The sequence below is a fragment of the Streptomyces sp. AN091965 genome (genome assembly GCF_022698285.1).
GTDB lineage: Bacteria > Actinomycetota > Actinomycetes > Streptomycetales > Streptomycetaceae > Streptomyces.
Window position 1 is genome coordinate 3316986 of sequence record NZ_JALDMY010000001.1, and the last position, 26253, is coordinate 3343238.

The 26253-nt window shown below is 74.6% G+C and carries 26 protein-coding genes and 1 tRNA gene; 16 read left to right on the plus strand and 11 right to left on the minus strand.

Translation table 11 applies throughout. The features are described from left to right. Positions 1 to 56 precede the first annotated feature (56 nt). Positions 57 to 728: an O-methyltransferase gene (locus MQV74_RS13960; protein ID WP_242717539.1), complete on the plus strand. Its 672-nt coding sequence runs from the start codon at positions 57 to 59 to the stop codon at positions 726 to 728. Between the two features lie 18 nt (positions 729 to 746). Here MQV74_RS13960 and MQV74_RS13965 read toward each other — a convergent pair whose 3' ends face one another. Next, a complete protein-coding gene (locus tag MQV74_RS13965) occupies positions 747 to 1139 on the minus strand; it encodes a hypothetical protein (RefSeq protein ID WP_172386709.1) in 393 nt (130 codons plus the stop codon). Positions 1140 to 1217: 78 nt separating this feature from the next. On the opposite strand from MQV74_RS13965, the gene MQV74_RS13970 reads away from it, so the two are divergent. Beyond that, positions 1218 to 1622: a J-domain-containing protein gene (locus MQV74_RS13970; RefSeq protein WP_242717541.1), complete on the plus strand. Its 405-nt coding sequence runs from the start codon at positions 1218 to 1220 to the stop codon at positions 1620 to 1622. 72 nt (positions 1623 to 1694) lie between these two features. Continuing rightward, positions 1695 to 2012: an antibiotic biosynthesis monooxygenase family protein gene (locus tag MQV74_RS13975; protein ID WP_242717543.1), complete on the plus strand. Its 318-nt coding sequence runs from the start codon at positions 1695 to 1697 to the stop codon at positions 2010 to 2012. Positions 2013 to 2086: 74 nt separating this feature from the next. Here the strand turns inward: MQV74_RS13975 and MQV74_RS13980 are convergent, their stop codons facing one another. After that, positions 2087 to 4138, minus strand: coding sequence for an MDR family MFS transporter (locus MQV74_RS13980; RefSeq protein WP_278194145.1), 2052 nt, complete (start codon positions 4136 to 4138; stop codon positions 2087 to 2089). 276 nt (positions 4139 to 4414) lie between these two features. Here MQV74_RS13980 and MQV74_RS13985 point away from each other — a divergent pair, with 276 nt between their 5' ends. Next, positions 4415 to 5209, plus strand: a complete 795-nt coding sequence (locus tag MQV74_RS13985) for a peptidoglycan-binding domain-containing protein (protein WP_242717545.1) — start codon at positions 4415 to 4417, stop codon at positions 5207 to 5209. A gap of 107 nt (positions 5210 to 5316) precedes the next feature. On the opposite strand, the gene MQV74_RS13990 is transcribed toward MQV74_RS13985, so the two are convergent. Next, complete coding sequence (locus tag MQV74_RS13990) at positions 5317 to 5982, minus strand: HAD family hydrolase (RefSeq protein ID WP_242717547.1); 666 nt, start codon at positions 5980 to 5982, stop codon at positions 5317 to 5319. A gap of 231 nt (positions 5983 to 6213) precedes the next feature. Beyond that, complete coding sequence (locus MQV74_RS13995; RefSeq protein WP_242717549.1) at positions 6214 to 6792, minus strand: TMEM165/GDT1 family protein; 579 nt, start codon at positions 6790 to 6792, stop codon at positions 6214 to 6216. Positions 6793 to 7279: 487 nt separating this feature from the next. On the opposite strand from MQV74_RS13995, the gene MQV74_RS14000 reads away from it, so the two are divergent. The 4 genes from MQV74_RS14000 to MQV74_RS14015 all read left to right on the plus strand — a co-directional run bounded on the left by MQV74_RS14000 (position 7280) and on the right by MQV74_RS14015 (position 12366). Next, complete coding sequence (locus MQV74_RS14000; RefSeq protein WP_242717551.1) at positions 7280 to 7927, plus strand: HNH endonuclease family protein; 648 nt, start codon at positions 7280 to 7282, stop codon at positions 7925 to 7927. Between the two features lie 76 nt (positions 7928 to 8003). Continuing rightward, entirely contained in the window at positions 8004 to 9623 is a 1620-nt protein-coding gene (locus MQV74_RS14005) for an alkaline phosphatase D family protein (RefSeq protein WP_242717553.1), read from the plus strand. 146 nt (positions 9624 to 9769) lie between these two features. Further along, on the plus strand, positions 9770 to 11710 hold the full coding sequence (locus tag MQV74_RS14010; RefSeq protein ID WP_242717555.1) for an FAD/NAD(P)-binding protein: 1941 nt from the start codon (positions 9770 to 9772) through the stop codon (positions 11708 to 11710). A 200-nt stretch (positions 11711 to 11910) separates the two neighbouring features. Beyond that, entirely contained in the window at positions 11911 to 12366 is a 456-nt protein-coding gene (locus MQV74_RS14015; RefSeq protein WP_242717557.1) for a DoxX family protein, read from the plus strand. Between the two features lie 94 nt (positions 12367 to 12460). On the opposite strand, the gene MQV74_RS14020 is transcribed toward MQV74_RS14015, so the two are convergent. After that, positions 12461 to 13066 (minus strand): superoxide dismutase family protein, encoded by a 606-nt coding sequence (locus MQV74_RS14020; protein WP_242717559.1) that lies wholly within the window; start codon positions 13064 to 13066, stop codon positions 12461 to 12463. 272 nt (positions 13067 to 13338) lie between these two features. Between MQV74_RS14020 and MQV74_RS14025 the strand changes: the two genes are divergently transcribed. After that, complete coding sequence (locus MQV74_RS14025; RefSeq protein ID WP_242717561.1) at positions 13339 to 13968, plus strand: DedA family protein; 630 nt, start codon at positions 13339 to 13341, stop codon at positions 13966 to 13968. A gap of 17 nt (positions 13969 to 13985) precedes the next feature. On the opposite strand, the gene MQV74_RS14030 is transcribed toward MQV74_RS14025, so the two are convergent. Next, positions 13986 to 14213, minus strand: coding sequence for a DUF2277 domain-containing protein (locus tag MQV74_RS14030; protein ID WP_242717563.1), 228 nt, complete (start codon positions 14211 to 14213; stop codon positions 13986 to 13988). 310 nt (positions 14214 to 14523) lie between these two features. Between MQV74_RS14030 and MQV74_RS14035 the strand changes: the two genes are divergently transcribed. Next, positions 14524 to 14811, plus strand: coding sequence for a hypothetical protein (locus MQV74_RS14035; RefSeq protein WP_242717565.1), 288 nt, complete (start codon positions 14524 to 14526; stop codon positions 14809 to 14811). 173 nt (positions 14812 to 14984) lie between these two features. Then, positions 14985 to 15518, plus strand: a complete 534-nt coding sequence (locus tag MQV74_RS14040; protein ID WP_242717567.1) for a hypothetical protein — start codon at positions 14985 to 14987, stop codon at positions 15516 to 15518. A 40-nt stretch (positions 15519 to 15558) separates the two neighbouring features. On the opposite strand, the gene MQV74_RS14045 is transcribed toward MQV74_RS14040, so the two are convergent. Next, positions 15559 to 15630: transfer RNA gene (locus tag MQV74_RS14045), tRNA-Val, on the minus strand. Between the two features lie 191 nt (positions 15631 to 15821). On the opposite strand from MQV74_RS14045, the gene MQV74_RS14050 reads away from it, so the two are divergent. From MQV74_RS14050 to MQV74_RS14065, 4 genes are all read left to right on the plus strand, one after another. After that, positions 15822 to 16625 (plus strand): DUF4097 family beta strand repeat-containing protein, encoded by an 804-nt coding sequence (locus MQV74_RS14050; RefSeq protein ID WP_242717569.1) that lies wholly within the window; start codon positions 15822 to 15824, stop codon positions 16623 to 16625. Positions 16626 to 16874: 249 nt separating this feature from the next. Further along, positions 16875 to 18206, plus strand: coding sequence for a hypothetical protein (locus MQV74_RS14055; protein ID WP_242717571.1), 1332 nt, complete (start codon positions 16875 to 16877; stop codon positions 18204 to 18206). 50 nt (positions 18207 to 18256) lie between these two features. Further along, entirely contained in the window at positions 18257 to 18928 is a 672-nt protein-coding gene (locus MQV74_RS14060) for a bifunctional 4-hydroxy-2-oxoglutarate aldolase/2-dehydro-3-deoxy-phosphogluconate aldolase (RefSeq protein ID WP_242717573.1), read from the plus strand. Further along, a complete protein-coding gene (locus MQV74_RS14065; RefSeq protein ID WP_308402269.1) occupies positions 18925 to 19908 on the plus strand; it encodes a sugar kinase in 984 nt (327 codons plus the stop codon). The genes MQV74_RS14060 and MQV74_RS14065 overlap by 4 nt, the downstream gene beginning before the upstream one ends. On the opposite strand, the gene MQV74_RS14070 is transcribed toward MQV74_RS14065, so the two are convergent. The 4 genes from MQV74_RS14070 to MQV74_RS14085 all read right to left on the minus strand — a co-directional run bounded on the left by MQV74_RS14070 (position 19905) and on the right by MQV74_RS14085 (position 24939). Next, positions 19905 to 20120: an FmdB family zinc ribbon protein gene (locus MQV74_RS14070; RefSeq protein ID WP_242717575.1), complete on the minus strand. Its 216-nt coding sequence runs from the start codon at positions 20118 to 20120 to the stop codon at positions 19905 to 19907. The genes MQV74_RS14065 and MQV74_RS14070 overlap by 4 nt on opposite strands. Before the next feature lie 310 nt (positions 20121 to 20430). Beyond that, the gene (locus MQV74_RS14075; RefSeq protein WP_374120616.1) at positions 20431 to 21240 is read right to left on the minus strand and encodes an HAD family hydrolase; all 810 of its coding nucleotides are present in this window, start codon (positions 21238 to 21240) and stop codon (positions 20431 to 20433) included. Beyond that, positions 21237 to 23726: a phosphoribosyltransferase gene (locus tag MQV74_RS14080; protein WP_242717577.1), complete on the minus strand. Its 2490-nt coding sequence runs from the start codon at positions 23724 to 23726 to the stop codon at positions 21237 to 21239. Before MQV74_RS14080 ends, MQV74_RS14075 begins: the two co-directional genes overlap by 4 nt. Before the next feature lie 46 nt (positions 23727 to 23772). After that, positions 23773 to 24939, minus strand: a complete 1167-nt coding sequence (locus MQV74_RS14085) for an HpcH/HpaI aldolase/citrate lyase family protein (RefSeq protein WP_242717579.1) — start codon at positions 24937 to 24939, stop codon at positions 23773 to 23775. Positions 24940 to 25328: 389 nt separating this feature from the next. Between MQV74_RS14085 and MQV74_RS14090 the strand changes: the two genes are divergently transcribed. After that, entirely contained in the window at positions 25329 to 26252 is a 924-nt protein-coding gene (locus MQV74_RS14090; RefSeq protein WP_242717581.1) for a TerD family protein, read from the plus strand. Position 26253 lies beyond the last annotated feature (1 nt).

Consider the following 26253-nt stretch of genomic DNA (forward strand, 5'->3'; position numbering starts at 1 on the left):
GGGAGCCCACCGGCAGGGCACACCGCCCACGCCACCCCCGCACCTAGGAGCCCCCTGTGACGGCCCACCCCGCCTGGACCACCGTGGACAGCTACTTCACGGACCTCCTCGTCCCCGAGGACGAGGCCCTCACCCACGCCCGCCACGCCGCCGAGGCCGCGGGGCTGCCCCCGATCAGCGTCACCCCCACGCAGGGCAAGCTCCTCCACCTCCTGGCCCGGCTCGTCCCGGCCGGGCGGATCCTGGAGATCGGCACCCTCGCCGCCTACAGCACCATCTGGCTGGCCCGGGCCCTGCCCGACGACGGCCGCCTGATCACCCTGGAGTTCGCACCGGCCCACGCCGCCGTGGCCCGCGCCAACCTCGCCCACGCGGGTCTGGACAAGGTCGCCGAGGTGCGCACGGGCCCCGCCCTCGACTCCCTGGCCGCGCTGCACGCCGAGGGCACCGCCCCCTTCGACCTGGTCTTCATCGACGCGGACAAGGCGAACAACGCCCGCTATCTGGAGTGGTCCCTGAAGCTGACCCGGCCGGGCGGCCTGATCGTCCTGGACAACGTGGTCCGGGGCGGCGGGGTCGCCGACGCCGCCTCGGACGACCCGTCGATCCTCGGCACCCGCGAGGCCCTTGAGCTCATCGCGAGCCACCCCGACCTCGACGGCACGGCGGTGCAGACGGTCGGCGACAAGGGCTACGACGGCTTCGCGCTGGCCCGGGTGCGGGCCTGAGCCACGGCGGACCGGGGCTCACCCCTCGTGGTAGAAGCCCACGTTCACGCTCCGCGGCCCCGAGCGGTCCTGCACCACGATCTCCCCCGAGCCGCCCCGCGGCAGCGGCGCCGCCCCTCCGTAGGCGAGCGGCGTCGCCGCGCCGTGGGCGAGGAGGCGGACCTCGGACGCCGGGTTCGGCTGGGAACCGCGCAGCCAGGTGACGGTCCAGACGCCGTCGGGGCCGCAGCGGAACTCCAGATGCGTACGGGACACGAACAGCCAGTCCTGCGGCGGCACGAGCCGGCACACGCTGCCGTCGCGGCCGACCAGGAGCACCGCGCCCGGCTCGCTGGGGGCCTCCGCCATCGTCATGCCCGCGGTCGCGCCCGCGTCCGCACCCGACACCGTGGCCATCGTGAGCTCCAGCATCTCCGCACCCCCATGGTTTCGGACACTCGCGCGCATCCTAGCCTCGCCGCCGCCGATTGCCTCGGGGACCATGGATCCATGACGGAGCGGAAACCCCCCGGGGTGAGTTTCGAGTCCTGGATCGACCGGCAGATCCGCGAGGCGGAGGAGCGCGGGGACTTCGCCGCGCTGCCCGGCCGCGGCCGACCCCTGTCCGACGACACGACCGCGGCGTACGACGAACTGTGGTGGATCAAGCGGAAGTTGGCCCATGAGGGGGTGTCCTTCCTGTCGCCCACGCTCGCGCTGCGCAAGGAGGCCGAGGACGTCGTCGCGGCCGCCCTCGACGCCCCGTCCGAACGCGTGGCCCGGCGCCTGGTGACGGAGCTCAACGACAAGATCCGCGAGGCGCTGCGCACGCCTCCGCCGGGCCCGCCGCTGGGCCTGCGGCCGTACGACGTGGACGAGGTGGCGCGCGAGTGGCGCGAACGGCGCGCCACCTGACCCCGGCGCCCCGGTCCGGGCGGGACCGGGGCCTCACGCCGCCCCGACGCGGCCGTAGGCGAGGATGACCCCATGAGCATCGTGAAGATCAACGTCCTGAACGTGCCCGCCGAGCAGCGCGAGGTCCTGGAGAAGCGCTTCGCGTCCCGCGCGGGGACCGTCGAGGGCTCGGACGGCTTCGAGTGGTTCGAGCTGCTCCGCCCGGTCGAGGGGACGGACAACTACCTGGTGTACACGCGCTGGCGCGACGAGGCGTCCTTCCAGGCGTGGATGGAGGGCCCGATGAAGGCGGCCCACCAGGGCGGCGGCGACCGCCCGAAGCCCGCCGCGACGGGCAACGAGGTCTGGTCCTTCGAGGTCGTGCAGCAGGCCGCCCCGAAGCAGGCCTAGGGGGCGCGCCCGAAGGGGCGCGGGGAACTGCGCGACCAGCCACGACGGACCCGCAGGTGATCAACGGCGCAGCCCTACCGCGCAGCTCCCCGCACGGGGCCCCGCGGGCGCTCGCCGTCCGAGCCGCACATCTCCGCGCCCAGCTCCTCCACGAGCCGCATCAGGTCCGTCGGGCGCTCCGGGCCCCACCAGTCGCCGAGGAGCTCCGCGAGGGAGTCCTCGCGGGCCCTGGCGAGGCGGGCGGCGGCCTGTGCGCCCTCGGGGGCCAGCCGCAGGCCCAGGCCCTCGCGCACCGCGAGGCGGCGCTCCTCCAGCTGGCGCGCGGCCTGGGTGATGACGGTCAGCGGCACCATGCTGCGCTCGGTGAGCGTCGCGGGCTCCACGTGCCCGTGCCTGCTGATGCGCAGGAGCAGCCAGCTCGCGGCGGGCAGCAGGTCGTACCCGGCCCGCCGGGTGATGTCCTCGTAGACCGCGCGCCGCCCCTCCCGCGTCCCGAGGACCGACAGGGCCCGCGCCACCTCGTCGTACGACGACCGCTGGACGGGGTTGCTGGCGAGCGTCTGGGTGGGGTCGGGCGCGGTGACCGCCCCGCGCAGCTTGTCCTCGCGCAGGAACCAGGCCAGGACGAACGCGGCGAGCGCCACGGGGGCCGCGTACAGGAAGACGTCGGTGATCGAGCTCGCGTACGCGTCGACGACGCCGGGCCGAAGCCCCGGCGGCAGCTCCGCGATGCCGCGCGGATCGGCCTTGAGCGAGTCGACGCCGACGCCGGGCGGCAGCTGCTGCCCGGCGAGGGCCGTGCCGAGCTTGTCGCCGAGCCGGTGGGTGAAGACCGTGCCGAAGACCGCGACGCCGAAGGAGGCGCCGATGGACCGGAAGAAGGTCGCGCCGGAGGTCGCCACGCCCAGGTCCTCGTAGCCCACGGCGTTCTGCACGATCAGGACGAGCACCTGCATGACGAGGCCGAGCCCGAAGCCGAAGACGAAGAAGTACGCGCTCATCTCGAAGGTCGGGCTGTCGGGCCTCAGCTGGTGCAGGAGCAGCAGGCCGAGCGCGGTGACGCCGGTGCCCGCGATCGGGAACACCTTCCAGCGGCCGGTGCGGCTGACGATCTGGCCGGACGCGGTCGACGAGATCAGCATGCCGATGACCATCGGCAGCATGTGCACGCCCGACATGGTGGGCGACACGCCCTGGACGACCTGGAGGAACGTCGGCAGGTACGTCATGGCCCCGAACATCGCGAAGCCGACGACGAAGCTGATGACGGCGGAGAGGGCGAAGGTGCGCACCCGGAAGAGCCGCAGCGGGAGCACCGGCTCCGCCGCCCTGCGCTCGACCGCGACGAAGCACCCGGCGAGCACCACGCCGAGCACCGCGAGCCCGATGATCTGCGGGGAGCCCCAGCCCCAGGTGGTGCCGCCGAGCGAGGCGACGAGCACCAGGCAGGTGGCGACGGACGCGATGAGGAAGGTGCCGAGGTAGTCGATGGTGTGCTGGGTCGAGCGGGCCGGGATGCGCAGCGCGGTGGCGATCACGACGAGCGCGACCGCGCCGACGGGCAGATTGACGTAGAAGACCCAGCGCCAGCTCAGATGCTGGGTGAACAGGCCGCCGAGCAGCGGCCCGAGCACGCTGGTGGCGCCGAAGACCGCGCCGAACAGGCCCTGGTACTTGCCGCGGTCGCGCGGCGACACCAGGTCCCCGACGATCGCCATCGACAGGACCATGAGCCCGCCGCCGCCGAGGCCCTGGAGGGCGCGGAAGGCGATCAGCTCGGGCATGTTCTGGGCGGCGCCGCACAGCGCCGAACCCGCCAGGAAGATCACGATGGCGGTCTGGAAGAGCTTCTTGCGGCCGTACTGGTCGCCGAGCTTGCCCCACAGCGGGGTGGCCGCCGTGGCGGCGAGCAGATACGCCGTGACGACCCACGACAGGTGCTCCATGCCGCCGAGGTCGCTGACGATCGTCGGCAGGGCGGTGGAGACGATGGTCTGGTCGAGGGCGGCGAGCAGCATGCCGAGCAGCAGCGCGCCGATGGAGACCAGTACGCCACCGGGCACGTGTTCGCCGGGCCCTGCCCCGTGCTCCGGCCCGGACGGACGGGCGCTCACGTCCTGCGTCATGGCCACCTCCCCGGGTGCTCCTCATCTCCATCCTGAGCCGAGTCACCCGTTATGGCCTGTTGAGTCGTACGGCTGCATACTCCTGGGGAGCTCTACGGGGCCGCCGAGCGAGGGGAGCACCCAGTGAGCGAGCAGCACGGGAGGCCCGTGGGGCCCGAGGAGCCTGCCTTAGGGCCTGGTGGGACGCCGGTGGGGGCGTGTTGTCCCCGGTGCGGCAGATCGCGTGCGCCGGGTGGTGCGCCCGCGTGCGGCTGTGCGCGCGAGACGGCGGACGCGATGCGCGAGACCCGTTCCGCGCAGGCGGCGGCCGCCGAGGACTTCGATCCGCTGCGGATCCGCCCGTACGTGACGCTGCCGGAGCCGCGGGCGCCGCTTCCGGCCCTCTCGTGGGCTCCGCCGCCCCCGGTGGCCCGGTCCGCGGCGTCGCGCGCGGCCGGGGAGCGGGGCGCCGTGCGGACCGCCCACAGACGGGCCCGCAGGGGCGGCCGTACGACGCTGCTCGCGGGGGCGGGGGCCCTGTTCGCCTCGGCGGCCGTGTTCGCCACCGGCATGTTCTCCGGGGGCGGTGGCGGCGGCTCCGACCGGGCGCTGCCGGACACCACGGCCAGCACCGACGACGACCCGCCGCCGGAGGAACCGGCCGCGCGCGTGTCGGCCGAGCCCGTCACCAGCCCACCCCCGAGGCCGACGCCGACTCCGGCGCCGAGCCGCGAGCGGCCCTCGCCCTCCGCGTCCCCGACGTCATCGGCATCGCCCTCCCTGCGACCCCTGCACGCGCCCGCCACGTCCCCGACGCGCACGACGGCCCGCGCCACCGGCACGGTGTCCTTCCCGCCGTCCCCTCCCCCCATCCTGCGCCTGGGCGACCGCGGCCCGGAGGTCACCGAACTCCAGCACCGCCTGCGCCGGTCACAGCTGTACGAGGGTCCGGCGGACGGCGTCTACTCCCCCCTGCTGGCCCAGGCGGTGGCGCGCTACCAATGGGCACGAGGCATCACCCAGGACCCCCTCGGCACCTACGGCAGGGCGACCCGCAGATCCTTGGAGGCAGAGACCGAAGCGTCCCCTTAGGCGGGACGCGGGGGGGGAGCCCCCTGAGGGGCGCGGGGAACTGCGCGATCAGCCAGAACGGACCCGCAGGTCAACGACGACGGGACCGGCGCGGCGCCGACGAGGACTCAGAAGGAGCCGAAGGAAAGCCGCAGCCCCCCGCCCGGCAGGGCGGCGACCCGCACCTGGGTGAGGTCGTCGACGCACACGGTCGGGCCGTACTCGGCCGCCCGGGGGCCGACCCCGACGACCCGCATGCCCGCGGAGCGCCCCGCCGCGATCCCCGCCCCCGAGTCCTCGAAGACGACACAGTCCTCGGGAGCGATCCCGAGCTCCGCCGCCCCCTTGAGGAAGCCCTCCGGGTCCGGCTTGCTGGCGCCGACGCTCTCGGCGGTGACGCGTATCGCGGGCAGGGGAAGCCCCGCCGCGCCCATGCGGCCGGTGGACAGGGCGACGTCGGCGGAGGTCACCAGGGCGTGCGGGAGCCCGGCGAGGGAGGCCATGAAGGCGGGGGCGCCGGGCACGGGCACGACGCCGTCCAGGTCGGCGGTCTCGCGCGCGAGCATCTCGCGGTTCTCCGCGTGGTTCTCGGCCATGGGCCGGTCGGGCAGCAGCAGCGCCATGGAGGCGTGCCCCTGGCGGCCGTGCACGACCTTCATGACCTCGTCCGGGTCGAGCCCGTGCCGGGCCGCCCAGTCGCGCCAGCAGCGCTCCACGACGGCGTCGGAGTTGACGAGGGTCCCGTCCATGTCGAGGAGGAGGGCTCGGGCGGTCAGTTCGGTCACGGCCGTCATCGGCGTACTCCAAAGGCGAAGGGAACCCGCACACGCGTCGAGAGGAGCTCGGGAGGTCGAGAGAAGGTCGACGGGAACAAGGCGACCCCGCCCGCCGGTCAGGGAGTACGGGCGGAGCCACTTTGTTTCTTCACGGTACAAAACAAGTCCAGCAAGCGGCAACAACGCAGGTCAGACCCCCTGCCAGCGGCCCCACCCGGGGACATCCACCGCTTCCGCACCACGGCCGCCTCAAGCCACGGCCTCGTAGAGGCTCCACAGCCCGAGCGCCAGCATCAGGAGTGCCGCGATCTTGGTGATGAGGGCCAGCGGCACCCGCTTCATCAGCGCCTTGCCGCCGACGATGCCGAGCCCGGCGACCGCCCAGAGGGCGAGGACCGCGCCGATGCCGACCGACAGCGGGTCGTCGTAGCGTGCGGCCAGGTTCGCCGTCATGATCTGCGTCAGGTCGCCGAACTCCGCGACCAGGATGAGCATGAAGCCCGCCCCGGAGACCCGCCAGAAGCTCTGGTCCTTGGGCGCCTTGACCTCGTCGTCGTCATCGCCCTTCTTCAGGAGCAGCATCGCGGCGCCGCCGAGGAACAGCAGGCCGGTGATCGCGTGCACCAGGCGCTGCGGGGCGAGGGTGAGGACGCTGCCCGCGGCCACGGCGAGCACGACGTGCACGGTGAACGCGGCGGCCACGCCCGCGAAGACGTAGCTCGCGCGGTAGCGGGTGCCGAGCACGAGACCGGCGAGCGCGGTCTTGTCGGGCAGTTCGGCAAGGAAGACGACGCCGAAGACGAGCGCCGTCACACTCAAGCTGATCAAGGTTCCTCAATCGGTCGGGCCACCCCGCCGAGAGCTTCGCAGCAGCCTTCGCGTACGACACCTCGGCACGGCAGCGCACAGCGGCGCACACGGATGTGTGCGCGGGGCACTGCTTGCCGAAGGTCTCGCTGGCCGCCCACCGGGTGGGCCGCCTCCGGGCGCCGGCCCAGCTTGCGCTGAGCAGTGTGTCGACGGTCCGGCGAAGAGCTACTCCCCTTCTGCACCGGCCATGCTACGCGATCCCTCCAGGCCCGTGAACAGGGACTTTGGTCCGGCTCCCGGCGCCGCGCGGGGTGAGCCAGGTCACTTCCGCGCAACCCCCTTGGCCCCGCGCACATATGACAAGCCGTGACATACCGGCGAACCCCTTGCCCCGGCCACCCTTTTGACGCGACCCTGTCACCGCGCGCACACCTGCTGGCCACCCCACACCGTCAGCCTGTCCACGCCCGAGTGGTCAACATCCCCCCACCTCAAGGGAGTTCGCATGCCCGGAATCTACGCGCGTCGCCGCCTCGCGGCCCTCGCCGGCGCCGCCGCCCTCGCCAGTGCCGCCACCCTCCTGTCCGGCTCCCCCGCCCAGGCCGCGCCGCCCGCGCCGGTCAGCGCCGCCACCGCCCGCACCTACCTCGGCCAGCTCACCGAGCGCGCCGAGGGCTCGTCCGACGGCTACAGCCGGTCCAAGTTCCCGCACTGGATCACCCAGTCCGGGGCCTGCAACACCCGCGAGGTCGTCCTCAAGCGCGACGGCGAGAACGTCCAGCAGGACGGCAGCTGTGCCGCCGTCTCCGGCACCTGGAAGTCCGCGTACGACGACGCCACCTGGACCCAGGCCTCCGACCTCGACATCGACCACGTGGTGCCGCTGTCCGAGGCCTGGAAGTCCGGCGCCAACGCCTGGACCCAGTCCCAGCGCCAGGCCTTCGCCAACGACCTGGGCCAGCCCCAGCTCATCGCGGTGACCGACAACGTCAACCAGGCCAAGGGCGACAAGGACCCGGCGGAGTGGCTGCCGCCGGCCGCCTCCTACCACTGCTTCTACGCGCGCATGTGGGTGGACGTGAAGCAGCACTACAACCTGAGCGTCGACCCGGCCGAGAAGAGCAAGCTGGCCTCGATCCTGAACGGCTGCTGACCGGCAGATCGCCGGAACCGTCCCGCCCGCCTCCGTCGTTCCGTACCGTACGGGGCGACGGAGGAGAGTGATCACTGTGGCACGGCTGCGTCTGGGCCCTCTGCTGAGACACGTCGACGGGCGGAGCGCGACCGTGTGGGTCGAGGCCGACCGGCCCTGCACCGCCGAGGTGCGGTGCGCGGACGGCGCGGGCGGCTCGGCCCGCACGTTCCAGATCGCCGGGCACCACTACGCGCTCGTCCCGGTGACCGGACTGCGCCCCGGCACGGAGACCGCGTACGAGGTGACGCTCGACGGGGGCGCCGTCTGGCCGCTGCCCGAGAGCCCGTTCCCTCCCAGCACCGTGCGGACGCCGCCGGACGAGCCGGAGGCCGTCCGCGTCACCTTCGGCTCCTGCCGCTGGGCCGCGCCGCCCGCGGGTGAGCACGACCCCGTCGGCCCGGACGCCCTGGACGCCCTCGCCGCACGCATCGCCGCCGACCCGGCCGCCGAGCGCCCGGACGTCCTGCTGCTCCTCGGGGACCAGGTCTACGCGGACGAGGTCTCCGGGGCCACGCGCCGCTGGCTCGCCGCACGCCGTGACCTGTCCGAGCCCCCGGGCGACCAGGTCGCGGACTATGAGGAGTACACCCACCTCTACTACGAGTCCTGGCTCGACCCCGAGGTGCGCTGGCTGCTCTCCACCGTGCCGAGCTGCATGGTCTTCGACGACCACGACGTCATCGACGACTGGAACACCAGCGCCTCCTGGCTCGCCGACATGCGGGCCACGCCCTGGTGGGCCGAGCGCGTCCGCAGCGGCCTGATGTCGTACTGGGTGTACCAGCACCTGGGCAATCTGCCGCCCGCCGAACTCGACCGCGACGAGCTGTACGCGGCGGTGCGCGCGACGCCCGACGGCACGGACGCGCTGAGCGCCTTCGCGGCCCGCGCCGACGCCGACCCCAAGGCCGCCCGGTGGAGCTACCGCCGCGACTTCGGCCGCGTGCGCCTGCTCATGGTCGACACCCGCGCCGCCCGCGTCCTCGACGAGGACCGGCGGGCCATGCTCGACGCCGACGAGGCGCGCTGGCTGCGCGAGCAGGCCCTCGACGGGGGTTACGACCACCTCCTGATCGGCACCTCGCTGCCCTGGCTGCTCCCGCACCTCATCCACGACGCCGAGGGGTGGAACGCCGCGCTGTGCCGCGGCGAGCGCGGCGCGCGCTGGGCCCGCTTCGGCGAGGACCTGCGGCGGCGCGCGGACCTGGAGCACTGGGCGGCGTTCCCCGACTCCTTCGCCGCGCTCACCGATCTGATAGCCGAGGCGGGCACGGGCCCGGACGCCCCGGCGACCGTCCTCGTCCTGTCCGGCGACGTCCACCACGCCTACGTCGCCGAACCCGCCTGGCCGCGCGGCTCGGCGCCCGCCGCGCGGGTCCTGCAACTCACCTGCTCGCCCGTGCACAACTCCATCCCCGCCTCGATACGCGTCGGCTTCCGCTTCGGCTGGAGCCGCGCGGGGCGCGCCCTCGGCCGCCTCTTCGCCCGCCACGGCAGACTGGCCCGCTCCGAGGTGAGCTGGCGCAGGACGGGTGGCCCCTGGTTCGGCAACCAGCTCATGACCCTGACGATGCGGGGCCGCGCCGCGGAGCTCCGCCTGGACCAGGCCCGGCGCACCGGGGGCCTGACGGCCACGGCGACCCGGCGGCTCTAGGGCGGGGCCCGGGGGCGGAGTGCCCAGTTTCGGGAAAGGGGCGGGCCCGGGGCGCGCCGCGAGGCATGATGCGGACGGTCCGCTTCCCCACGCACCACGACCGCCGCATCCGCCGCATCCGCCGTCACCGCAAAGGGAGCCCCCGTTTGTCCCTCGCACCCCTCACCCCCGCCCTGGCCGTCGTAGGGGCGGGCCCCCGCGGCACCAGCGTCCTGGAACGCCTCTGCGCCTCGGCCGCCGAACTGCTCGCCCCGGGCACGCGGGTCACCGTCCACGTGGTCGACCCGGCGCCCCCGGGCCCCGGCCGGGTCTGGCGCACCGACCAGGCGCCCGAGCTCCTGATGAACACCGTCGCCTCCCAGGTGACCCTGTTCACCGACGCGAGCGTCGACTGCGCGGGGCCGGTCAGACCGGGGCCGAGCCTGTACGAGTGGGCGGGGGACGGGCACATACCCGGGCTCGGCCCGGACGACTATCCGACGCGCGCCGCGTACGGCCGCTATCTGGAGTGGGTGTTCGCCCGGACGCTGCGCACGGCCCCGGACGCGGTCCGCGTCGTCGCCCACGCGGCCCGCGCGACCCGTCTGACCGAGACGGCCGACGGCCTCCAGACCCTCGTGCTCGACGACTCCCGCACCCTGACCGGCCTGTCGGCCGTGGTGCTCGCCCAGGGCCATCTGCCCGCCGCGCCGGACGCCGCGCCGACCGGCCTCTCGGAGTACGCCGCCCGCCACGGCCTGTGTCACGTCCGGCCCGCCAACCCGGCCGACGTCGACCTCTCCGCCCTCGCCCCCGGCGCTCCCGTGCTCCTGCGCGGGCTCGGCCTGAACTTCTTCGACCACGTGACGCTCCTGACCGAGGGCCGCGGCGGCCGCTTCGTCCGCACCCCGGGCCGCCCGCCGCGCTACGTACCGTCGGGCAACGAGCCGCGCCTGTACGCCGGTTCGCGGCGCGGCGTGCCGTACCACGCCCGCGGCGACAACGCGAAGGGCCTCTACGGACGGCACGAGCCCGCCCTGCTCACCGCCGACGCGATCGCCCGCTTCCGCAAGCGCGCGGACAGCGGGGACGCGCCGGACTTCCTCGCCGAGGTCTGGCCGCTGGTGGCGAAGGAGGTGGAGACGGTCTACTACGGGGCGCTGCTGAGCGCCCGTGGCACACCCGGGCGGGCGCGGGACTTCCGCGACCGCTTCCTCGACCTCCCCCACCGGGGGCCCGAAGAGCCCCTGCTCCTGGACGCGTTCGGGATAGCGGAGGCCGACCGCTGGTCCTGGGACCGGCTCGCCCGGCCGTGCGCGGGGCAGGTCTTCGGCTCGCCGGAGGAGTTCCGCGCCTGGCTGCTCGCCCGGCTGCGCGAGGACGCGGCCCAGGCCGCGCTCGGCAATGTCGCGGGCCCGCTGAAGTCGGCCCTCGACGTGCTGCGTGACCTGCGCAACGAGCTGCGGCTCGCCGTGGACCACGGCGGCATCACGGGCCGCTCGCGCCGCGACCACCTGGACGCCTGGTACACCCCGCTGAACGCCTTCCTGTCGATCGGCCCGCCCCGGCGCCGCACGGAGGAGCTGACGGCGCTGATCGAGGCGGGCGTGGTCGAGGTGCTCGGGCCGCGCCTGGACGTGCGGGCGCGGGACGGGGCGTTCGTCGCGCGCTCGCCGGACGTGCCGGGCTCCGAGGTGCGGGTGACGGCCCTCGTGGAGGCGCGGCTCCCGGAGCCGGACCTGCGGCGCACCGGGGACGCGCTGCTCGCGGGCCTGCTGCGGACCGGGCAGTGCCGCCCGCACACCGTCGACGACCACGAGACGGGCGGCCTCGACGTGACCGGGCGCCCCTATCACCTGATCGACCGTCAAGGGCGGGCGCACCCACGGCGGTTCGCGTTCGGGGTGCCCACGGAGGGCGTGCACTGGGTGACGGCGGCCGGGGCGCGGCCGGGCGTGGACTCGGTGACGCTCTCGGACGCGGACGCGGTGGCGCGTGCCGCGCTGCGGGCCGTGACAGCTTTCCCCGGCACGACTCTGGCCCCCGGCACTCCCCAGGCTCCAGACTTGGTCCAGACCCCCGACTTGGTACAGACCAACACCTCATGAGCGAGCGCGGAGTTGCCCCCGGAACCGGCCGCACCCCGTACGAGCAGGGAGGGAAGGGAAGAACGAGACGGCCGAATACAGGTGATTCTCATAAAAGACTCAGATGTTGAAGTTGCAAGTACTACTTAGGCCCACCTAATCTTGAGGCTTCGCGATCGGTTCACGTCCCCAACCGAACAAGACCGAAGGAGTCCCCCACCATGACTGAGCGGCTGAACAGCGCCCAGCCCTATGCCCTCGGCCTCTTCCGCATCGTCGTCGGCCTGCTCTTCTTCTGCCACGGCGCCGCCTCGCTCTTCGGAGCCTTCGGCGGCACCGACGGCAACGGCGCCACCATCGACGCGGGCACCTGGCCCGGCTGGTACGCGGCCGTCATCCAGCTCGTCGGCGGCGCCCTCGTCGCCCTCGGCCTCGGCACCCGCGCGGCGGCGTTCCTCTCGTCCGGCTCGATGGCGTACGCCTACTTCAAGGTCCACCAGCCCGAGGCCCTGTGGCCGATAGAGAACGCGGGAGAGGCCTCGGCGATGTTCTGCTGGGCCATGCTGCTCCTGGTCTTCACCGGCTCCGGGGCGTTCGGCGTCGACCGCCTCATCGCGGCGGCCCGCAGCGAGCAGAAGGCCGGAGCGGGCTCCGACCGCACCCCCATCGCGGCCTGACCGCGCCCCCACGCGCGAACGGTGCCCCCGTTCCGTACCGGTTCACGGGTACGGAACGGGGGCACCGTCATGCGCGGACGGCAGGGCCGGAGCCCTAGCCCGCCGGGGGCGGTGCGAACGGCACGCTGAAGCACGCGAGCCGCTCACCCGCGCCGCCCTGCTCCCGGTGCAGCACGACCGCCGCGGCCTCGCCGCGCCGGAAGCCCCAGTTGTGGACGGCGGACGCCTTGCCGGAACCGTCCTTGGCAGCGGTGAAGTCCAGCCATACCTCGTTCTCCGGATTCATGGGACCCGGCTCGTTCTGGTAGTGCGGTCCCGCCGCCGCCGGGTCCGCGCCGCACGGCTTCTGGTGCACGTGCACGCCGTACGCGTGGCCCGGCTGCAGGCCCTTCACGCGCAGGGAGACACGCGTGCCGATCTGATCGCTGCGCTGCGTCACCTCGATCCAGGAGGCCGCGGGGACGAGCTGCTGCTCGTACGTGATCGCGGCGGACGGCACGAAGGCCGTCGGCGGTGCGAACCGCGCCTCCGCGCGGACTTCCACACGGTCCGACGTGCGACTTCCCGCACGGTCGGTCGCGCCGCTCTCCACCCGGTCCGTCGCACCACTCTCCACCCGGTCCGCCGTGCCGCTTCCGACGGCTCCGGCCGCGGCGAGCACAGCCGCCGCAACAGCCGAGGCAAACACTCCTGCCACCATGGCAAGCTCCTCGTATCGCCAGGTCAGGCCCCTTTGGGGCGCTCTGTCACTGTTCGTACGGGCCGCCCACCACCGTACGCCGCGGCCGCGCGGCCCGCCGGGTGAACGAGCCGACCCCCTGATGAACGTGACGTAGCGAACAACTGAGCCCCCAGTGGATCTCTGGGCGATCCCGCGGCGTACGCTGTACAGCTGTCGTCAGGCCGCCACCCGCCGCTCCCCGAGAAATCGCGGCGATGAGTTGCCGACCGGGGAGTTACGGGGAGATTCGGGTGTTTGAGAGTGTGGGGGCGCTGACCGCCAGTCCGTGGATCTACGCGGTCGTGGCCCTCTCCGTCCTGTTCGACGTGTTCCTGCCGCTGCTGCCCAGCGGTGTCCTCGTCATCACCGCGGCCACGGCCGCGGCCGCTGCGGGCACCGGCACGGGGCGGGTGCCGCACGACGTGCCGGACATCCTGCTTCTGATGCTGTGCGCCGCGACCGCGTCCGTGCTCGGCGACCTCGTCGCCTACCGCATCGCCTGGCGCGGCGGGGAGCGCCTCGACCGGGCCATCGCCCGCTCCCGGCGCCTGACCAGCGCGCAGGAGCGACTCGGCACGGCCCTCTCGCGGGGCGGCGGCGTCCTCGTCGTCATCGCGCGCTTCGCCCCCGCCGGGCGCTCCATCGTCTCCCTCGGCGCGGGCGCCGCGCACCGCCGCAAGCGCGACTTCCTGCCCTGGTCGGCCCTCGCGGGCGTGGCCTGGGCCGGCTACAGCGTGGGCCTCGGCTACTTCGGCGGCCAGTGGCTCGGCGCGACCTGGCTGGCCACCGGCGTCTCCGTCCTGGCCCTCGCCGCGGCGGGCGCGGGCGCGGCCTACCTGGTCCGCCGCCCCGCGGCGAACTCAAGTCCGTCCGGCGCCTAGGGAAGCCCGTCGGGCGCTCAGGACCGGGCCTCGCGGGCGCCCCGGACCTCAAGGCCGTCGAGCAGCTCGGCCGTGGCCGCCGCGACCGCGTCCACGGCCCGGTCGAACACCTCCTGGTTGTGCGCGGCGGGCGCCCGGAACCCGGACACCTTGCGTACGTACTGAAGCGCGGCCGCCCGGATCTCGTCCTCGGTGGCCTCCTCGGGGAGCGCGGGCGGGCGAAGCGTCTTGATGCTGCGGCACATGCCTCCAGCTTCGCGCGTCCCGGCCCCCGACGAGAACCCTGTGCCCCTCGCAGGTTTCGGCACCGGCGTCGGTGGATACCCGGACGGAGCCCAAGGAGCCGTGAGCGGCGGCCTTCCGGAAGCCCCGAGAGCATTGACAGGCACCGACGGCGGGCGTTGACTCCGCCGTACGAAGGCCCGAACGAGCCCGTGTACGACCCGCCGCTCCGCGGTTCGCGCTCCGGAGCCGCCCCCGCTTCGCGCGGCGCGGGCCCGCCCCGTCCCTGAAGGTCACGCCCAGCCCCCGCGTCCAGCCTGCGGAGGTACATCCATGATCGTCCTGACCATCGCCCTGCTGCTCGTCCTGATCGCCCTCGGCTTCAACCAGCCCCTGCTGTGGCTGCTCGCCGCGGGGATCGCGTACTTCCTGATCCGCCGCCACGACCGCGCCGCGGTCAAGGGCGGCTTGACCGGAGCCGGGAGCGCGGGCACCGGCGGCAAGGGCGGGCCGAGCGCCCCCGCCACGTACCGCGACTACCGCATCCGCCGGTCCCGCCAGGAGCGCTGGGACCGCAGGTACCGCCGTACGCACCCGTCGAAGCAGGCACGCCGCACCTAGGGCCTGTCAGGTGCGACGCCGCGCCGACGCGGCGGACAGGCCCTGGCCCCGCGGCCCCGACGTGCCACCGGAACCGGTAGGACTACTCACCGTCGCGGGTGAAGCGATGCTTACCCGCCCCGCCACCGGGGAGTCTGCGCACGCACCGTGCCGAGCCCACCCCGGGAGCCCCCATGCGCCTGCGCGCCCTCGTCCCCCTGCCCGTGCTCCTGGCGGGCGCCCTCGCGGCGGGGTGCTCGTCGCCCGCGCCGCGTCCGCCCGCGCCGAACCCGGACGACGTCATCAAGGCGGCGCAGCAGCGGCTCACCGACGGCTGTCTGCGCCACCGGGGCTTCACCCCGCCCCGCCCGGGCGAGCGCCCGCCGCCCGCCGCCGAGCGGCAGCGCGTGGCCGCCGCCCTGTTCGGCACCGGCCGCACGGAGCTCTCCCTGACCCTGCCCACGGGCCACTCGGTGGGCGCGCACACCGACGGCTGCCTGGCCGCGGCCCAGCGCACCCTGTACGGCGACCAGAAGCGCTGGTTCCGCGTCTCGACGGTGGTGAACAACCTCAAGCCGGAAGCCGCCCACGCCGACCGACCGCTCGCCGAAGTCCGCGCCGGCCACCGCACGGAGCTCACCCAGTGGCGCCAACTCCGCGCCCGCGCCCTGAAGAACGCGGAGACCGTCCTGAACGCGAACAAGCCGACGGCCCCCCGGGGATCGTGAGGATCTCTCCGAGAGGCCGACGGTGTGATGCTGAACCCGGTGGGCGCGGACGGTTTCGAACCGCCGACATTCGCCTTGTAAGGGCGACGCTCTACCCCTGAGCTACGCGCCCGGGACGAGTGGACAGCCTACCTTGCCGGTGGCGGTGGACCGCAAACCCGTAGCGGGCCCCCGACCGGCCCGGGGGATATCCCCACCCCGGATCCGGTAGCGGCCCGGATCCCCCGGGCGCGCCCCGCTCCCTACGGTCGGATGTGAGCTCGCGGCAGGGGTCGCGAGGGGGCTTCCAGGGGAGAGAACGTCATGACCACCGCCCACAGCCGCCGCCGGGGTCCGCTGGGGCCGCGGAGCGCGCGGATCCTCGCCGGTGTCGGCACCACGGTGGCCGTCTGCGGGCTCGTCGCCGCCTGCGGGGCGAGCGCCGAGGACGACAAGACGCCGGACCGGCGGGCGTTCAGCCTGCCCGGACGGACGCTGACCCTCGACTCCGACGACTCCGCCCTGGACGTCGTCGTGTCGGACCACGTGAAGGACGTCCGGGTCACGCGCTGGTTCGACGGGCGCACCGTGCTCGGCAACAGCCCCAAGGTCACGTGGGAGCAGAGCGCCGAGGGCGACAAGCTGACGTTCCGCGTGAAGTGCAGCGGGGTGATCAGCAATTGCTCCGCCAAGCACCGCGTCGTCGTCCCGCGCGGCGTCGCCGTGACCATCCTGAACCGCGACGGCCAGGTCACCGCCAGCGGCTTCCGCGAGCCCCTGAAGGTGCGCACGGCCGACGGCAGCGTGACCGTGCGGAACTCCAGCGGGCCGCTGGACCTGAGCAGCGCCGACGGGTCGGTGCGGACCGACGGCGTCACGTCGAAGCAGGTCAGCGCCCGCTCCCGGGACGGTTCCGTGTGGCTCGAACTCGGCGCCGTACCGGACCGGGTGCGGGCGCGGAGCACGGACGGGTCCGTGACCGTCACCCTGCCCGACGCCCGGTACCGCGTGGACACCGACAGCGTGGACGGCGGCGTCGACGTGTCCGTGCCGCGCGCCGACGACAGCCCGCACCGGGTGTCGGTACGCAGCGTCGACGGCCACATCACGGTGCGCGCGGCGAACTGACCACCCCGTGTGTTCGTCCTCCACCGGTGGGAGAATGTGACACCGGCCTGGCAGGGCGGACGACAGCACGGGAGAGGGACAGTGACGGCGACACCATCGCAGCCACACAGGTGTGGCACGGCCTCCTGTGCCTGTCCCTCGGTGCCGGTGGCCCCTTCCGCCTTCGGCGGTGTGCGCCGTCTCGTGTCGCCCGTACGAAAATCTGCGGGTCCGCCGTGGCCTGTCGCGCCCACGCGGCGGAGCCGCAGAGTGTCCCGTCCCGCGCCCCTTCGGGGCTCGTTGACGCTCGCCCTGGTGCCCCTTGTCGTCGCCGTGCTGCCCGGGGCCTTCGCCGGAGGCGGGACGCGGCGGTGGTTCGGTGGGCGGGGGGAAGGGGCGCGGGCCGAGGCGCAGGCGGCCAAGGACGCGGCGGCGGCCGCGTTCTACGAGTTGGACACCGCGCAGCGGGACCTGCGGATCTCCATCGAGACGATCGTGGCGGTGGACTCCTCGCCCGCCGCGCGGCGGGCGGCCGCCGACTTCGAGGCGTTCGGGCAGCGCATCGACGAGGTCAGCCACCAGTACATCACCGCGGTCGACGCGCACGACCTGGACCGGGACGACCTGGAGACGTCCGCCGCGACCCGGGCGCGCACCGAGCTGACGGCGGCCAAGGACGCGCTCGGCAGGACCAAGCAGGACCTGGACCGCTTCTCGCAGGGGCTCGGGCCGCTGCTCGACAAGGCGGAGACGCAGCTCGCCCGGCTCGCCCCGGCCGTGGAGCGGGCCCGCCAGACGCTCCTCGCCGCGAGCAACGCCCTGGACGCGGTGCGCGGCGCGGGCCTGAAGGCCGACGGCCTCGCGGGGCGGCTCGCCGCGCTCGCGCCCGAGCTGACCAAGCTCAACCAGGGCGCGGGGCAGCACGGCGTCGCCGACACGCTGCAGCGCGCCGACCGCGTCGTACGCGACGGGGAGGCCGTCCGCGCGGAGGCGGAGCGGCTGCCCGAGCGGGCCCGCGAGATCGACCGGCGCCTGGTGTCGCTGCGCACCCGCGCCCAGGCCCTGACCACCCGCAGCGAGCAGGTCGAGCCGGTCCTCAGCGAGCTGCGCCGCCGCTTCACCGCGGCCTGCTGGCAGGACCTCCAGCGCGTCCCCGAGCAGGCCGAGGAGAACGTACGGCAGGCCGAGGCCAAGCTGGCGGAGGCCCAGCGGGCCCGCGAGGAGCAGCGGTGGCCGGACGCGACGGCGCGCCTGTCGACCGTGCGGGCCCTGCTCAACTCCACCGACGAGGCGGTGTCCGCCGCCGGTGAGCGGCTGCGGCGCCTCAACGAGGTCTCCAAGGACCCGCAGGCGGAGATCGAGCGCACCCGGTTCGCGGTCCGGGACGCCCAGCGCCTGGCCATGGCGGGCCGCCAGCGCCCCGACCCGCGGGACGCCCGCCCGCTGGACGAGTCCGTGGCCCGCCTGGACCGCGCGGTGGAGGCCCTGGAGGGCCGCCACCCCGACTACTGGCAGTTCCTGACCGAGATGGAGGCCGTGCGCGCGACGGCGGCCCGGGTGGTCGCGCGGATCCGCGAGGAGCGGGGCCAGGGCGCGGGCTGAGCCCCGGGCCCCGCGTCGGGGCGGCCCGGCGGCTGTGCGAGCCTGAGGGCATGACCGAGGGTGTGCGCAAGAGTCCGACCGACGGTCCGGCCGCGGGTGCGGCCGGTTTCCTCGCCGCGCTGCGGGCCCGGCGGCTGCTCGCCATCGTGCGCGGCCGCGACCCGGAGGCGTCGTTCCGTACCGTCCTGGCGCTCGTCGAGTCCGGCGTGCCGCTGGTCGAGGTCTCGCTGAGCGGCTCCGACGCGCTCGGTGTGCTGCGCAGGGCGCGGGCCGAGCTCGGCGCGGACGCGTGGCTCGGCGCGGGTACGGTCCTGACCGCTGACGACGCCCGGCGCGCGGCCGGGGCGGGCGCGAACCTGATCGTGACCCCCGGCCTCGGCGCGGGTGTCGACACCGGCCTGGAGCTGGGCCTGCCGGTGCTCGCGGGCGTCCTCACCCCGACCGACGTGATCGCCGCGAGCGCGGTGGGCGCGACCGCCCTGAAGGTCTTCCCGGCGTCGGCGACGGGCGGCCCCGACTATCTGAAGGCGCTCCGCGGGCCGTTCCCCGGCCTGCCGTTCGTGCCGGTCGGCGGCGTGGACGCGGACGCGGCGGCCGCCTATCTGGAGCACGGTGCGGCGGCGGTGGGCGTCGGCTCGCCGCTCGTCGGGGACGCGGCGGACGGCGGCGACCTGGACGCCCTGCGGCGGCGCGCGCGGCGGTTCGCGCAGGTGTGCGCGTGAGCGGGGTGCGGGCGGGCAGCGGCCCCGGCCCGGACGTCCTCACCTTCGGGGAGACCATGGTCGCCCTGCGCGGCGCGGGGCCGCTGAAGCTGGGCGGCACCATGAGCGTGTCCGTCGCGGGAGCCGAGTCGAACGTCGCCGTGGGCCTGGCCCGGCTCGGGCACGGCGCGTCCTGGGCGGGTGCCGTCGGCGACGACGAGGCCGGTGAGCTGGTCCTGCGGACGCTGCGGGCCGAGGGCGTGGACGTCACCGGCGCCCGCCGCGACCCGCACGCGCCCACCGGTCTGATCCTCTTCGAGCCGCGCCTTCCGGAGGTGACGCGGGTCCACTACTACCGCTCCGGGTCGGCCGGTTCACGCGTCGACGCCCAGGCCGTCGCGCGGGCCTTCGCCGCCGCGCCGCCGCGCCTGCTGCATCTGACCGGCGTCACCCCGGCCCTCGGCGAGGCGGCCCGCGCCGCCTGGGAGGGCGTGCTGCGCCTGGCGCGCGAGCACGCCGTGCCCGTCTGCCTGGACGTCAACTTCCGCTCCCGGCTGTGGAGCACGCGGGAGGCGGGGGCTTTCCTGCGCCCCTGGCTGCCGGCCGTCGACGTGCTCGTGGCCTCCGCCGACGAGCTGCCGGTGTGCCTGCCGCCGGACGAAGAGCCGGACGACGTACGGGAGTCGGCCGAGCGGCTGCTGCGGCTCGGCGTCCCGGAGGTCGTCGTGAAGCTGGGCGCGGACGGCGCCACCGCGTACGGGGGCGGGGGCGCGGTGTGGCACCGCCCCGCCGTGCCGGTGCGCGTCGTCGACACCGTGGGCGCCGGGGACGCGTTCGTCGCCGGGTACCTGTCCGCGCTGCTCGACGGCGCGGACGTGCCGGGACGCCTTCAGCGGGCGGTGACCACCGGGGCCTTCGCGGTCGCCTCGCGCGGGGACTGGGAAGGCGCCCCTACGCGGGCGGAGTTGGGCCTGCTCGGCGCGGCCGACGTGCTGCGCTAGCCGCAGCAGCCGCCGCCGCAGCAGCCTCCGCCACCGCCGCCGCCCCCTCCGGCGGGGGCCGGTGCGCTGCCGCCGACCGCCACGGTCGACAGGAGCTTCACGGTGTCCTCGTGGCCGGCCGGGCACACGGCCGGGTCGGCGGACTCCGCCATCGGGCGGCTCAGCTCGAAGGTGTCGCCGCAGGGGCGGCAGCGGTACTCGTAACGGGGCATGCCCCAAGATTACGCCGCGCCCCAGACCCGCCCCTTCCCGATCCGGGGGCCGCCGCCCCCGTGCCCCCGCTTTGTCGGCGCTCCGCGCCTCGTCCTCGAACGCCGGACGGGCTGAAAGTCTCCAGTGCGGGCCGCATCTCGTCCGCGGACGGCGGATCGGTTCGACCCGCAGGCGAGATGCGGTCCGCACCGGCAACCATCCAGCCCGTCCGGCGTTTGAGGACGAGGCCGAAGGCCGATGAACGGCGGGGGCCCGGGGGCGGCCGGCCTCCGGTTCGGGAAGGGGCGGGCCTGGGGCGCACCGCGGAGGTCACTCCGGCAGGAGGCGCCGCGCGATCGACTCCCCCGCCGCGACCCCCGCCTCCGGCACCACCACGAGGCCGGGCGCGGTCCAGCCCACCTCGGCCAGCTCCCCGTGCGAGGGGCGGAAGGCGCGGTCCGCCGCGGCCAGCAGGTCCGCGTCGAGCAGGGAGTCGCCCGCGGCCAGCGTCTCGTCGGCGCCCACCCGCCGCGCGACCTCGCGCATGGCCGCGCTCTTGGTGAGCGGCCGCGGCACGGCGTACACCTTGCGCCCCTGGAGCGAGACGGTCCAGCCGCGCTGCCCGGCCCACACGCCGAGCTCCTTGACCCAGCCGTCCGGCAGCAGGGCGCGCTCGACGACCAGATAGGCGAAGAGGTCCTCGGCGACGCGCTCCTTGAGCAGCCAGGCCGGGTCCGCCGTACGCAGCAGATGGGCGCGGACCTCCTCCAGGGGGGCGCACTCCGCGGCGATGCGCCGGTCGACGTCCGCGCGCCAGGCGAGGTCGGGGACGCCGTCGACGAGCAGCTGCCCGCCGTTCGCGCAGATCGCGTACGCGGGCGCGGGACCCGGCAGGTGGATGCGCGCGTACTGCTCGCGCGTACGCGTGGTCGTGGGCACGAACACGGCGGTCCGGCCGAGCTCCGCGAGGAGTCCGGCCGCGGTCTCCGTGACGTACGACAGGGGCTTGCCCTCGTACACCTCGACGCACAGCAGGCGCGGCGCCTCGGCGTCGGGCATGCGCAGGCCGAGCGCGGCGGCGGAGTAGATGAGGGTCCGGTCGAGGTCGCTGGCGACCAGCCGGACGGGGCGGGCGCTCACGCTCCGGTCACCGCCTTGCCGTCGGCGCCGGTCGCCCCGCGCGTGTACTGGGGGTGGATGAGGCCCACGCAGGTGTACGGGAGCCCGTCCACCTCCTCGACGGGCACGCCGCGCTGGGCGGCGAGCAGCCGGACGTGGTCGAGGTCGGCGCCCGCCCCGGCCCGGGCGAGGATCTTCCACGGCACGCGGCGAAGGAGCACGCGCGTGGTCTCGCCGACGCCGGGCTTGACGAGGTTCACGTCGTGGATGCCGTACTCCTCACTGATCCGCTCCACGGCGGCCCAGCCCTCCCAGGTGGGGGTGCGGTCGGCGGCCAGGATCTCCTTGACCCGCCGGTCCACGGCGTCGCCCACCTCGTCGAAGCGGGCGGCGACCGCGTCCACGAAGTCGGCGGAGACGTCGGCGCCCGCGAGCTCGCGGTAGAACTTCGCGCCGTGGAAGTCGTCGGGGCCGACGAGGTCGGCGCGCAGCACGGTGCGCGAGACGAGGCCGGAGACCGTGGAGTTGAGGCAGGCGGAGGGGATGAGGTAGTCCTCGCGGGTGCCGTACGTGCGCACGCAGGAGCCCGGGTCGGCGAGCACGGCCATGTCCGGGTCGAAGCCGGTGACGCCTTCGACCTCCTCGAACTCCCGTATCGCGGCGGCGAGTTCACGGGTGATGGCGCCCTTGCCCGTCCAGCCGTCGACGAAGACGACGTCGGCCGGGTCGTGGTGCGCGGCGAGCCAGCGCAGCGCGTTGGCGTCGATGCCGCGGCCGCGCACGATCGACACCGCGTAGTGCGGCAGGTCGAGGCCGTGGCGGCGTTGCGCCCAGCGGCGCATCAGGACGCCGACGGGGGTGCCCGCGCGGGCCAGGGAGACGAGCACGGGGCGGGGCGAGCGCTCGGCGATGACCGTCTCGGTGACCGTGCCGACGGCCCGGGCGATCCGGGCGGCGGAGTCGTCGAGCGCGGCCCGGAACAGCTCCTGGTACTGCGCGCTCGGCTGGTACTCGACGGGCAGCGACTCGGCGTAGTGCGCGCCGCCGCTCTGGATCGCCTCCTCGCGCTCCTCGGTGGGCGCTTCGAGCGTGACCGCCGACAGGTCCTGGAGCAGCCAGCCGACGTCGTCGGGCGCGTACGAGGAGAAGGCGGGGCCGCGGAGGGGTTCGGGCAGCACGGACGGGGACCTTTCGGGTGCGTACGAGGGCACGACGGCGAGCAGCACGTGCCCGGTGTGCGCGGCGAGGCGGGCGAGCAGGCCGTCGGGGGCGTGCAGGGCGGGGGTGTCGGCGGTGGAGTCGACGACGGCGACGACCGCGTCGAAGCCGCCGCCCGCCACGTTGTAGGCGTAGCGGTCGCCGGGACCGTCGGCGGGGTCGTCGTGGGCGGGGAAGACGAGCCGGGTGCGGATGGCGTAGCCCGGGTCGTCGACGGCGAGGACGGGCGAGCGGGTGGTGGTGGAGTAGCGGACCTCCGCCTCGCCGCCGAGGTGCCCCTCCAGGGCGACGCCGAGCGCGAGCGGCGCGTACATCAGCTCCTCGAAGCCGAGGACGAGGACGCGCCGGGCGCTCTCGGGCAGCGCCCGCGCGATCCGCTCCGCCATGCCGGGCAGGGCGGCGGCCAGGCGCGCCCGGTGCGCGGGCGTGAAGCCGTGCCTGCCGCCGTCGGGGACGCCGTCCGGCCAGGCCAGGGGCACGCGGGTGACGGGGGCGGGCTCGGTGCGCGGCGCGGGCAGCCGCTCCGCCGCGCCCTCGCGCTCCCCGCGCTCCCCCTGCGCCTCGTGCGACTCGTGGGCCTCGACCAGGGCGCGCCCCTTCTCCAGGACGTCCTCCGGCAGCCGCACCGTGCCCGACGCGAGGGCCACCAGGTCGACGCGGGCGCCGATCTCCGCGGCGAAGGCGTCGAGGCGGTCGCGGTCGGCGGGGGCGCGCATGTCGACCAGGGCCACGATGACGTACCGCTCGCGGGGGAAGCGCGCGTGCAGGTCGCGGATGGTGTTGAGGACGGTGTTGCCGGTGGAGAACTCGTCGTCGACGAGGACGAGGGTGCCCGCGCCCGCGAGCAGCCGGGGGTCCTCGGGGAGCAGCAGGTGGGAGGTGGCGTGCGAGTGGGCCTCCTCGAAGCCGCCCGCGCGGGCCACGCCCGCGACGGGGCGGCGCGTCGAGTGCAGGTAGGGGGCGTCGCCGACGCCGTCGGCGACGCAGTGGCCGAGGCCCGTCGCCGTCTCCGCGTAGCCGAGCACGACGGCGCGCGCGCACGCGTCCGGGCCGAGCAGCTCGCGCACCCGCAGGCCGAGCTCGTATCCGGAGCGCCGCACCACGGACGGCAGCTGCGGCACGTGCTTGCCCAGCACGTTCGACACCAGGAGGTGGGCGCGCCTGGGGTTGCGCCGCAGCGCGAGCCCGAGCAGCTCCCGCAGGTCGTCGCCGACGAGCTCCACACCCAGCCGCTCAGCGACCCACGTACCCGACCACACCACGTCCTCGGACGCCTTTCTGTCACTCACTGCCGCTCACCATCACTCGCTGTCACTTCTTGGTTCCGTCGCGCCATCAGACGGGCAGTCCCGCCGAGAGCAGCTCCACGAAGCCGACGTCCTCGCGCGCGACGCCGAAGACCTCGGCGCGGCGCAGGGTCCGCTCGGCCCAGGCGCGGTGCGGCTTCACCTCGTTCATCTTGTTCGTGTACGCGGACCGCATGACTCCGCCGCCGTCGCGCTCGGGGCGCAGGATGTCCTGGGCGTCGCCGTACTCCTCGTGGCTGACCACGGACAGGGCGTGCACGGGCATGACGTGCGAGGGGTGGATGCAGGTCTTGCCGAGCAGGCCGTTGGCCCGGTCCAGCTCGATCTCGCGCAGCAGGCCGTCGAGGTCGTGCTCGATCAGGGCCTGGCGCAGTTCCTCGGCGCGGACCTCCAGGAACGGGCTCTGGCGCAGCTGCGGCTTGAACATCCGCTCCTGGACGCGGAAGTACTCCCACACGGGCCCGGTCACGATGAAGCCGGTGCCGTCGGCACGGCCGAGGTGGTTCACGACGTCGCCGATGACGGAGGCGACGATCTGCACGTCGTAGGCGGTCATGTGCGGGGGCCTGCGCAGCCCGTACGCCGAGCAGAAGTCGGTGACGCCGAGCCGCAGCGCGAGCACCCGGTCGCGGTACTTGTCGACGGTGCGGGCGATCCCGGTGATCGTCTCGGCGCGGCTCTCCAGATGGAGGAGCTGCGGCGATTCGAGGACCGGCATGGCGAACAGGCGCCGCCCGCTCGCCGTCTCGGCGGCGGTGAGCGACTCCAGGAACGGAACGCCCCGCTCCTCGGTGAACTTCGGCAGTACGAATCCGGACAGGAGACGGACCGCGGGGCCGAGCCTGCGGGTCAGGTCGGGGATCTGCTCCGGGTCGCGGACGCGGATGAAGAGCAGCGGAGGATCGGCGTCCGGGCGCTCGGCGAGATCCCGGAAGTGCCGGATCAGATTCTCCTCGGCGCCGACGACCTCGGCGTCGTCGATGGAGTCCTCCAGACAGATGACCATCGAGATCACGCCACGGCCGGCCTGCTTGAGGATGTCGTCGGCCAGGCGCGGCCGCGTGGCCGGGCTGTACAGCGTGGCGCCGAGAGCGGCGGCGATGAGCTGCGGCGGGGAGTCCGCGGTGAAGGCACACGGCTCCCTGTGAAAGAGGCGCTCTCGCACCTCTGGGGCTATGTGCCCGAAGTGACGCATGGGGTTCCCCTGGGATTCTCCTGCTTCCGCCCGCATCGCGTATGCGATCCGAAGATGTGGCCGGTAATAGTACGTAAGGGCGGGTGTCGGAGGTTCCCCTCGGGTGTGAAATCCAGGTAACCCGGCCATGACGCACACCTCGGCACCACACCGGCACAACCGGGTGTCATAGGACAAGGCGCCCCCTTGGGCCGCTCCCGGGAGGGGGCGCGCTCCGTAGGGGCGCGGGGAACTGCGCGACCAGCCACAACAGACCCGCAGGCGAGCGACGTCCCAGCGTGGCACACCCGGCGAAGCGCTCGGGCCTGAGGCGCCGCGGACCGGGGCCCGGGGCAGTGCCCCGGGCCCCCACGTTGTACCGCCCGGGACGGGAAGGGCAGGATGACGGCATGACGCACGCGATGTTGAAGGGGTCGAACGTCCCGCTGGAAGCCACCGCGGTCCGCGCGGTCCTGCGCTGGACGCTGAGCCAGGGCTCCCCCGTCGTCGACGCGTCGGCGCTGCTGCTCGGCACCGACGGCCGAGTGCGCTCCGACGAGGACTTCGTCTTCTACAACCAGCCGCGCCACCCCTCCGGGAAGGTCTGGCGCCTGGGCCAGAAGCGCGTCACCGAGGGCACCGCCGTCCATCTGACCGACACCGTCCAGGCGGACCTCGCGGGCCTCGACGCGGCCGTCGACCGCGTGCTCCTGGTCGCCTCCGCCGAGGACGTGCCCTTCGAGCAGGTACGGGCGCTGCGGATCCTGCTGTACGACGCCTCGCCCGCCGCCGCTGCCGCCACCGAGCCGCTCGCGTACTTCGACATCACCCCGCAGACCGGCGCCGAGACCGCGCTGATCTGTGGTGAGCTCTACCGCCGCAGCGAGGGCTGGAAGTTCCGCGCCCTCGGCGAGGGGTACTCCAACGGCCTGGTGGGCCTCGCCACCGACTTCGGCATCTCCGTGGACGAGTCGGAGGCGGTGCCCGAGCCGACCCCGGACGCCTCGCTGCCGCGCGGGCCCGGCGCCGCGCAGCCCTCGGCCGCCCACCCCGTACAGCCGCCGCCCCCGGCCCGTCCGGAGCCCCACACCCAGTACCCGGTCGCGCCGCCCGCGCCCGCCATCGCCCCCCAGCCCGCGTACGGCTACCCGCCCCAGCCGCCGCGCTACCCGGCGCCGGGGCCCGCCTACGGCTACCCGCAGCCCGCGGCCGCGCACGTCACCCAGCCCCCGGTGGCGCCCCAGCCCGCGTACGGCTATCCGCACCCGGTCGCGCCCGTGCCCGACCCGGCCTTCCGGATGCCGCCGCAGGGGCCGCAGTTCCTGCCGCGCTGAG

What these genes read in the sequence shown, in the direction of transcription:
- MQV74_RS13965 (WP_172386709.1), bottom strand. Translation starts at nt 1,139, where the DNA reads ATGCTGGAGCTCACGATGGCCACGGTGTCGGGTGCGGACGCGGGCGCG.
- MQV74_RS13970 (WP_242717541.1), top strand. Translation starts at nt 1,218, where the DNA reads ATGACGGAGCGGAAACCCCCCGGGGTGAGTTTCGAGTCCTGGATCGAC.
- MQV74_RS13975 (WP_242717543.1), top strand. Translation starts at nt 1,695, where the DNA reads ATGAGCATCGTGAAGATCAACGTCCTGAACGTGCCCGCCGAGCAGCGC.
- MQV74_RS13980 (WP_278194145.1), bottom strand. Translation starts at nt 4,138, where the DNA reads ATGACGCAGGACGTGAGCGCCCGTCCGTCCGGGCCGGAGCACGGGGCA.
- MQV74_RS13985 (WP_242717545.1), top strand. Translation starts at nt 4,415, where the DNA reads ATGCGCGAGACCCGTTCCGCGCAGGCGGCGGCCGCCGAGGACTTCGAT.
- MQV74_RS13990 (WP_242717547.1), bottom strand. Translation starts at nt 5,982, where the DNA reads ATGACGGCCGTGACCGAACTGACCGCCCGAGCCCTCCTCCTCGACATG.
- MQV74_RS14000 (WP_242717551.1), top strand. Translation starts at nt 7,280, where the DNA reads ATGCCCGGAATCTACGCGCGTCGCCGCCTCGCGGCCCTCGCCGGCGCC.
- MQV74_RS14015 (WP_242717557.1), top strand. Translation starts at nt 11,911, where the DNA reads ATGACTGAGCGGCTGAACAGCGCCCAGCCCTATGCCCTCGGCCTCTTC.
- MQV74_RS14020 (WP_242717559.1), bottom strand. Translation starts at nt 13,066, where the DNA reads ATGGTGGCAGGAGTGTTTGCCTCGGCTGTTGCGGCGGCTGTGCTCGCC.
- MQV74_RS14030 (WP_242717563.1), bottom strand. Translation starts at nt 14,213, where the DNA reads ATGTGCCGCAGCATCAAGACGCTTCGCCCGCCCGCGCTCCCCGAGGAG.
- MQV74_RS14035 (WP_242717565.1), top strand. Translation starts at nt 14,524, where the DNA reads ATGATCGTCCTGACCATCGCCCTGCTGCTCGTCCTGATCGCCCTCGGC.
- MQV74_RS14040 (WP_242717567.1), top strand. Translation starts at nt 14,985, where the DNA reads ATGCGCCTGCGCGCCCTCGTCCCCCTGCCCGTGCTCCTGGCGGGCGCC.
- MQV74_RS14050 (WP_242717569.1), top strand. Translation starts at nt 15,822, where the DNA reads ATGACCACCGCCCACAGCCGCCGCCGGGGTCCGCTGGGGCCGCGGAGC.
- MQV74_RS14060 (WP_242717573.1), top strand. Translation starts at nt 18,257, where the DNA reads ATGACCGAGGGTGTGCGCAAGAGTCCGACCGACGGTCCGGCCGCGGGT.
- MQV74_RS14070 (WP_242717575.1), bottom strand. Translation starts at nt 20,120, where the DNA reads ATGCCCCGTTACGAGTACCGCTGCCGCCCCTGCGGCGACACCTTCGAG.
- MQV74_RS14085 (WP_242717579.1), bottom strand. Translation starts at nt 24,939, where the DNA reads ATGCGTCACTTCGGGCACATAGCCCCAGAGGTGCGAGAGCGCCTCTTT.
- MQV74_RS14090 (WP_242717581.1), top strand. Translation starts at nt 25,329, where the DNA reads ATGACGCACGCGATGTTGAAGGGGTCGAACGTCCCGCTGGAAGCCACC.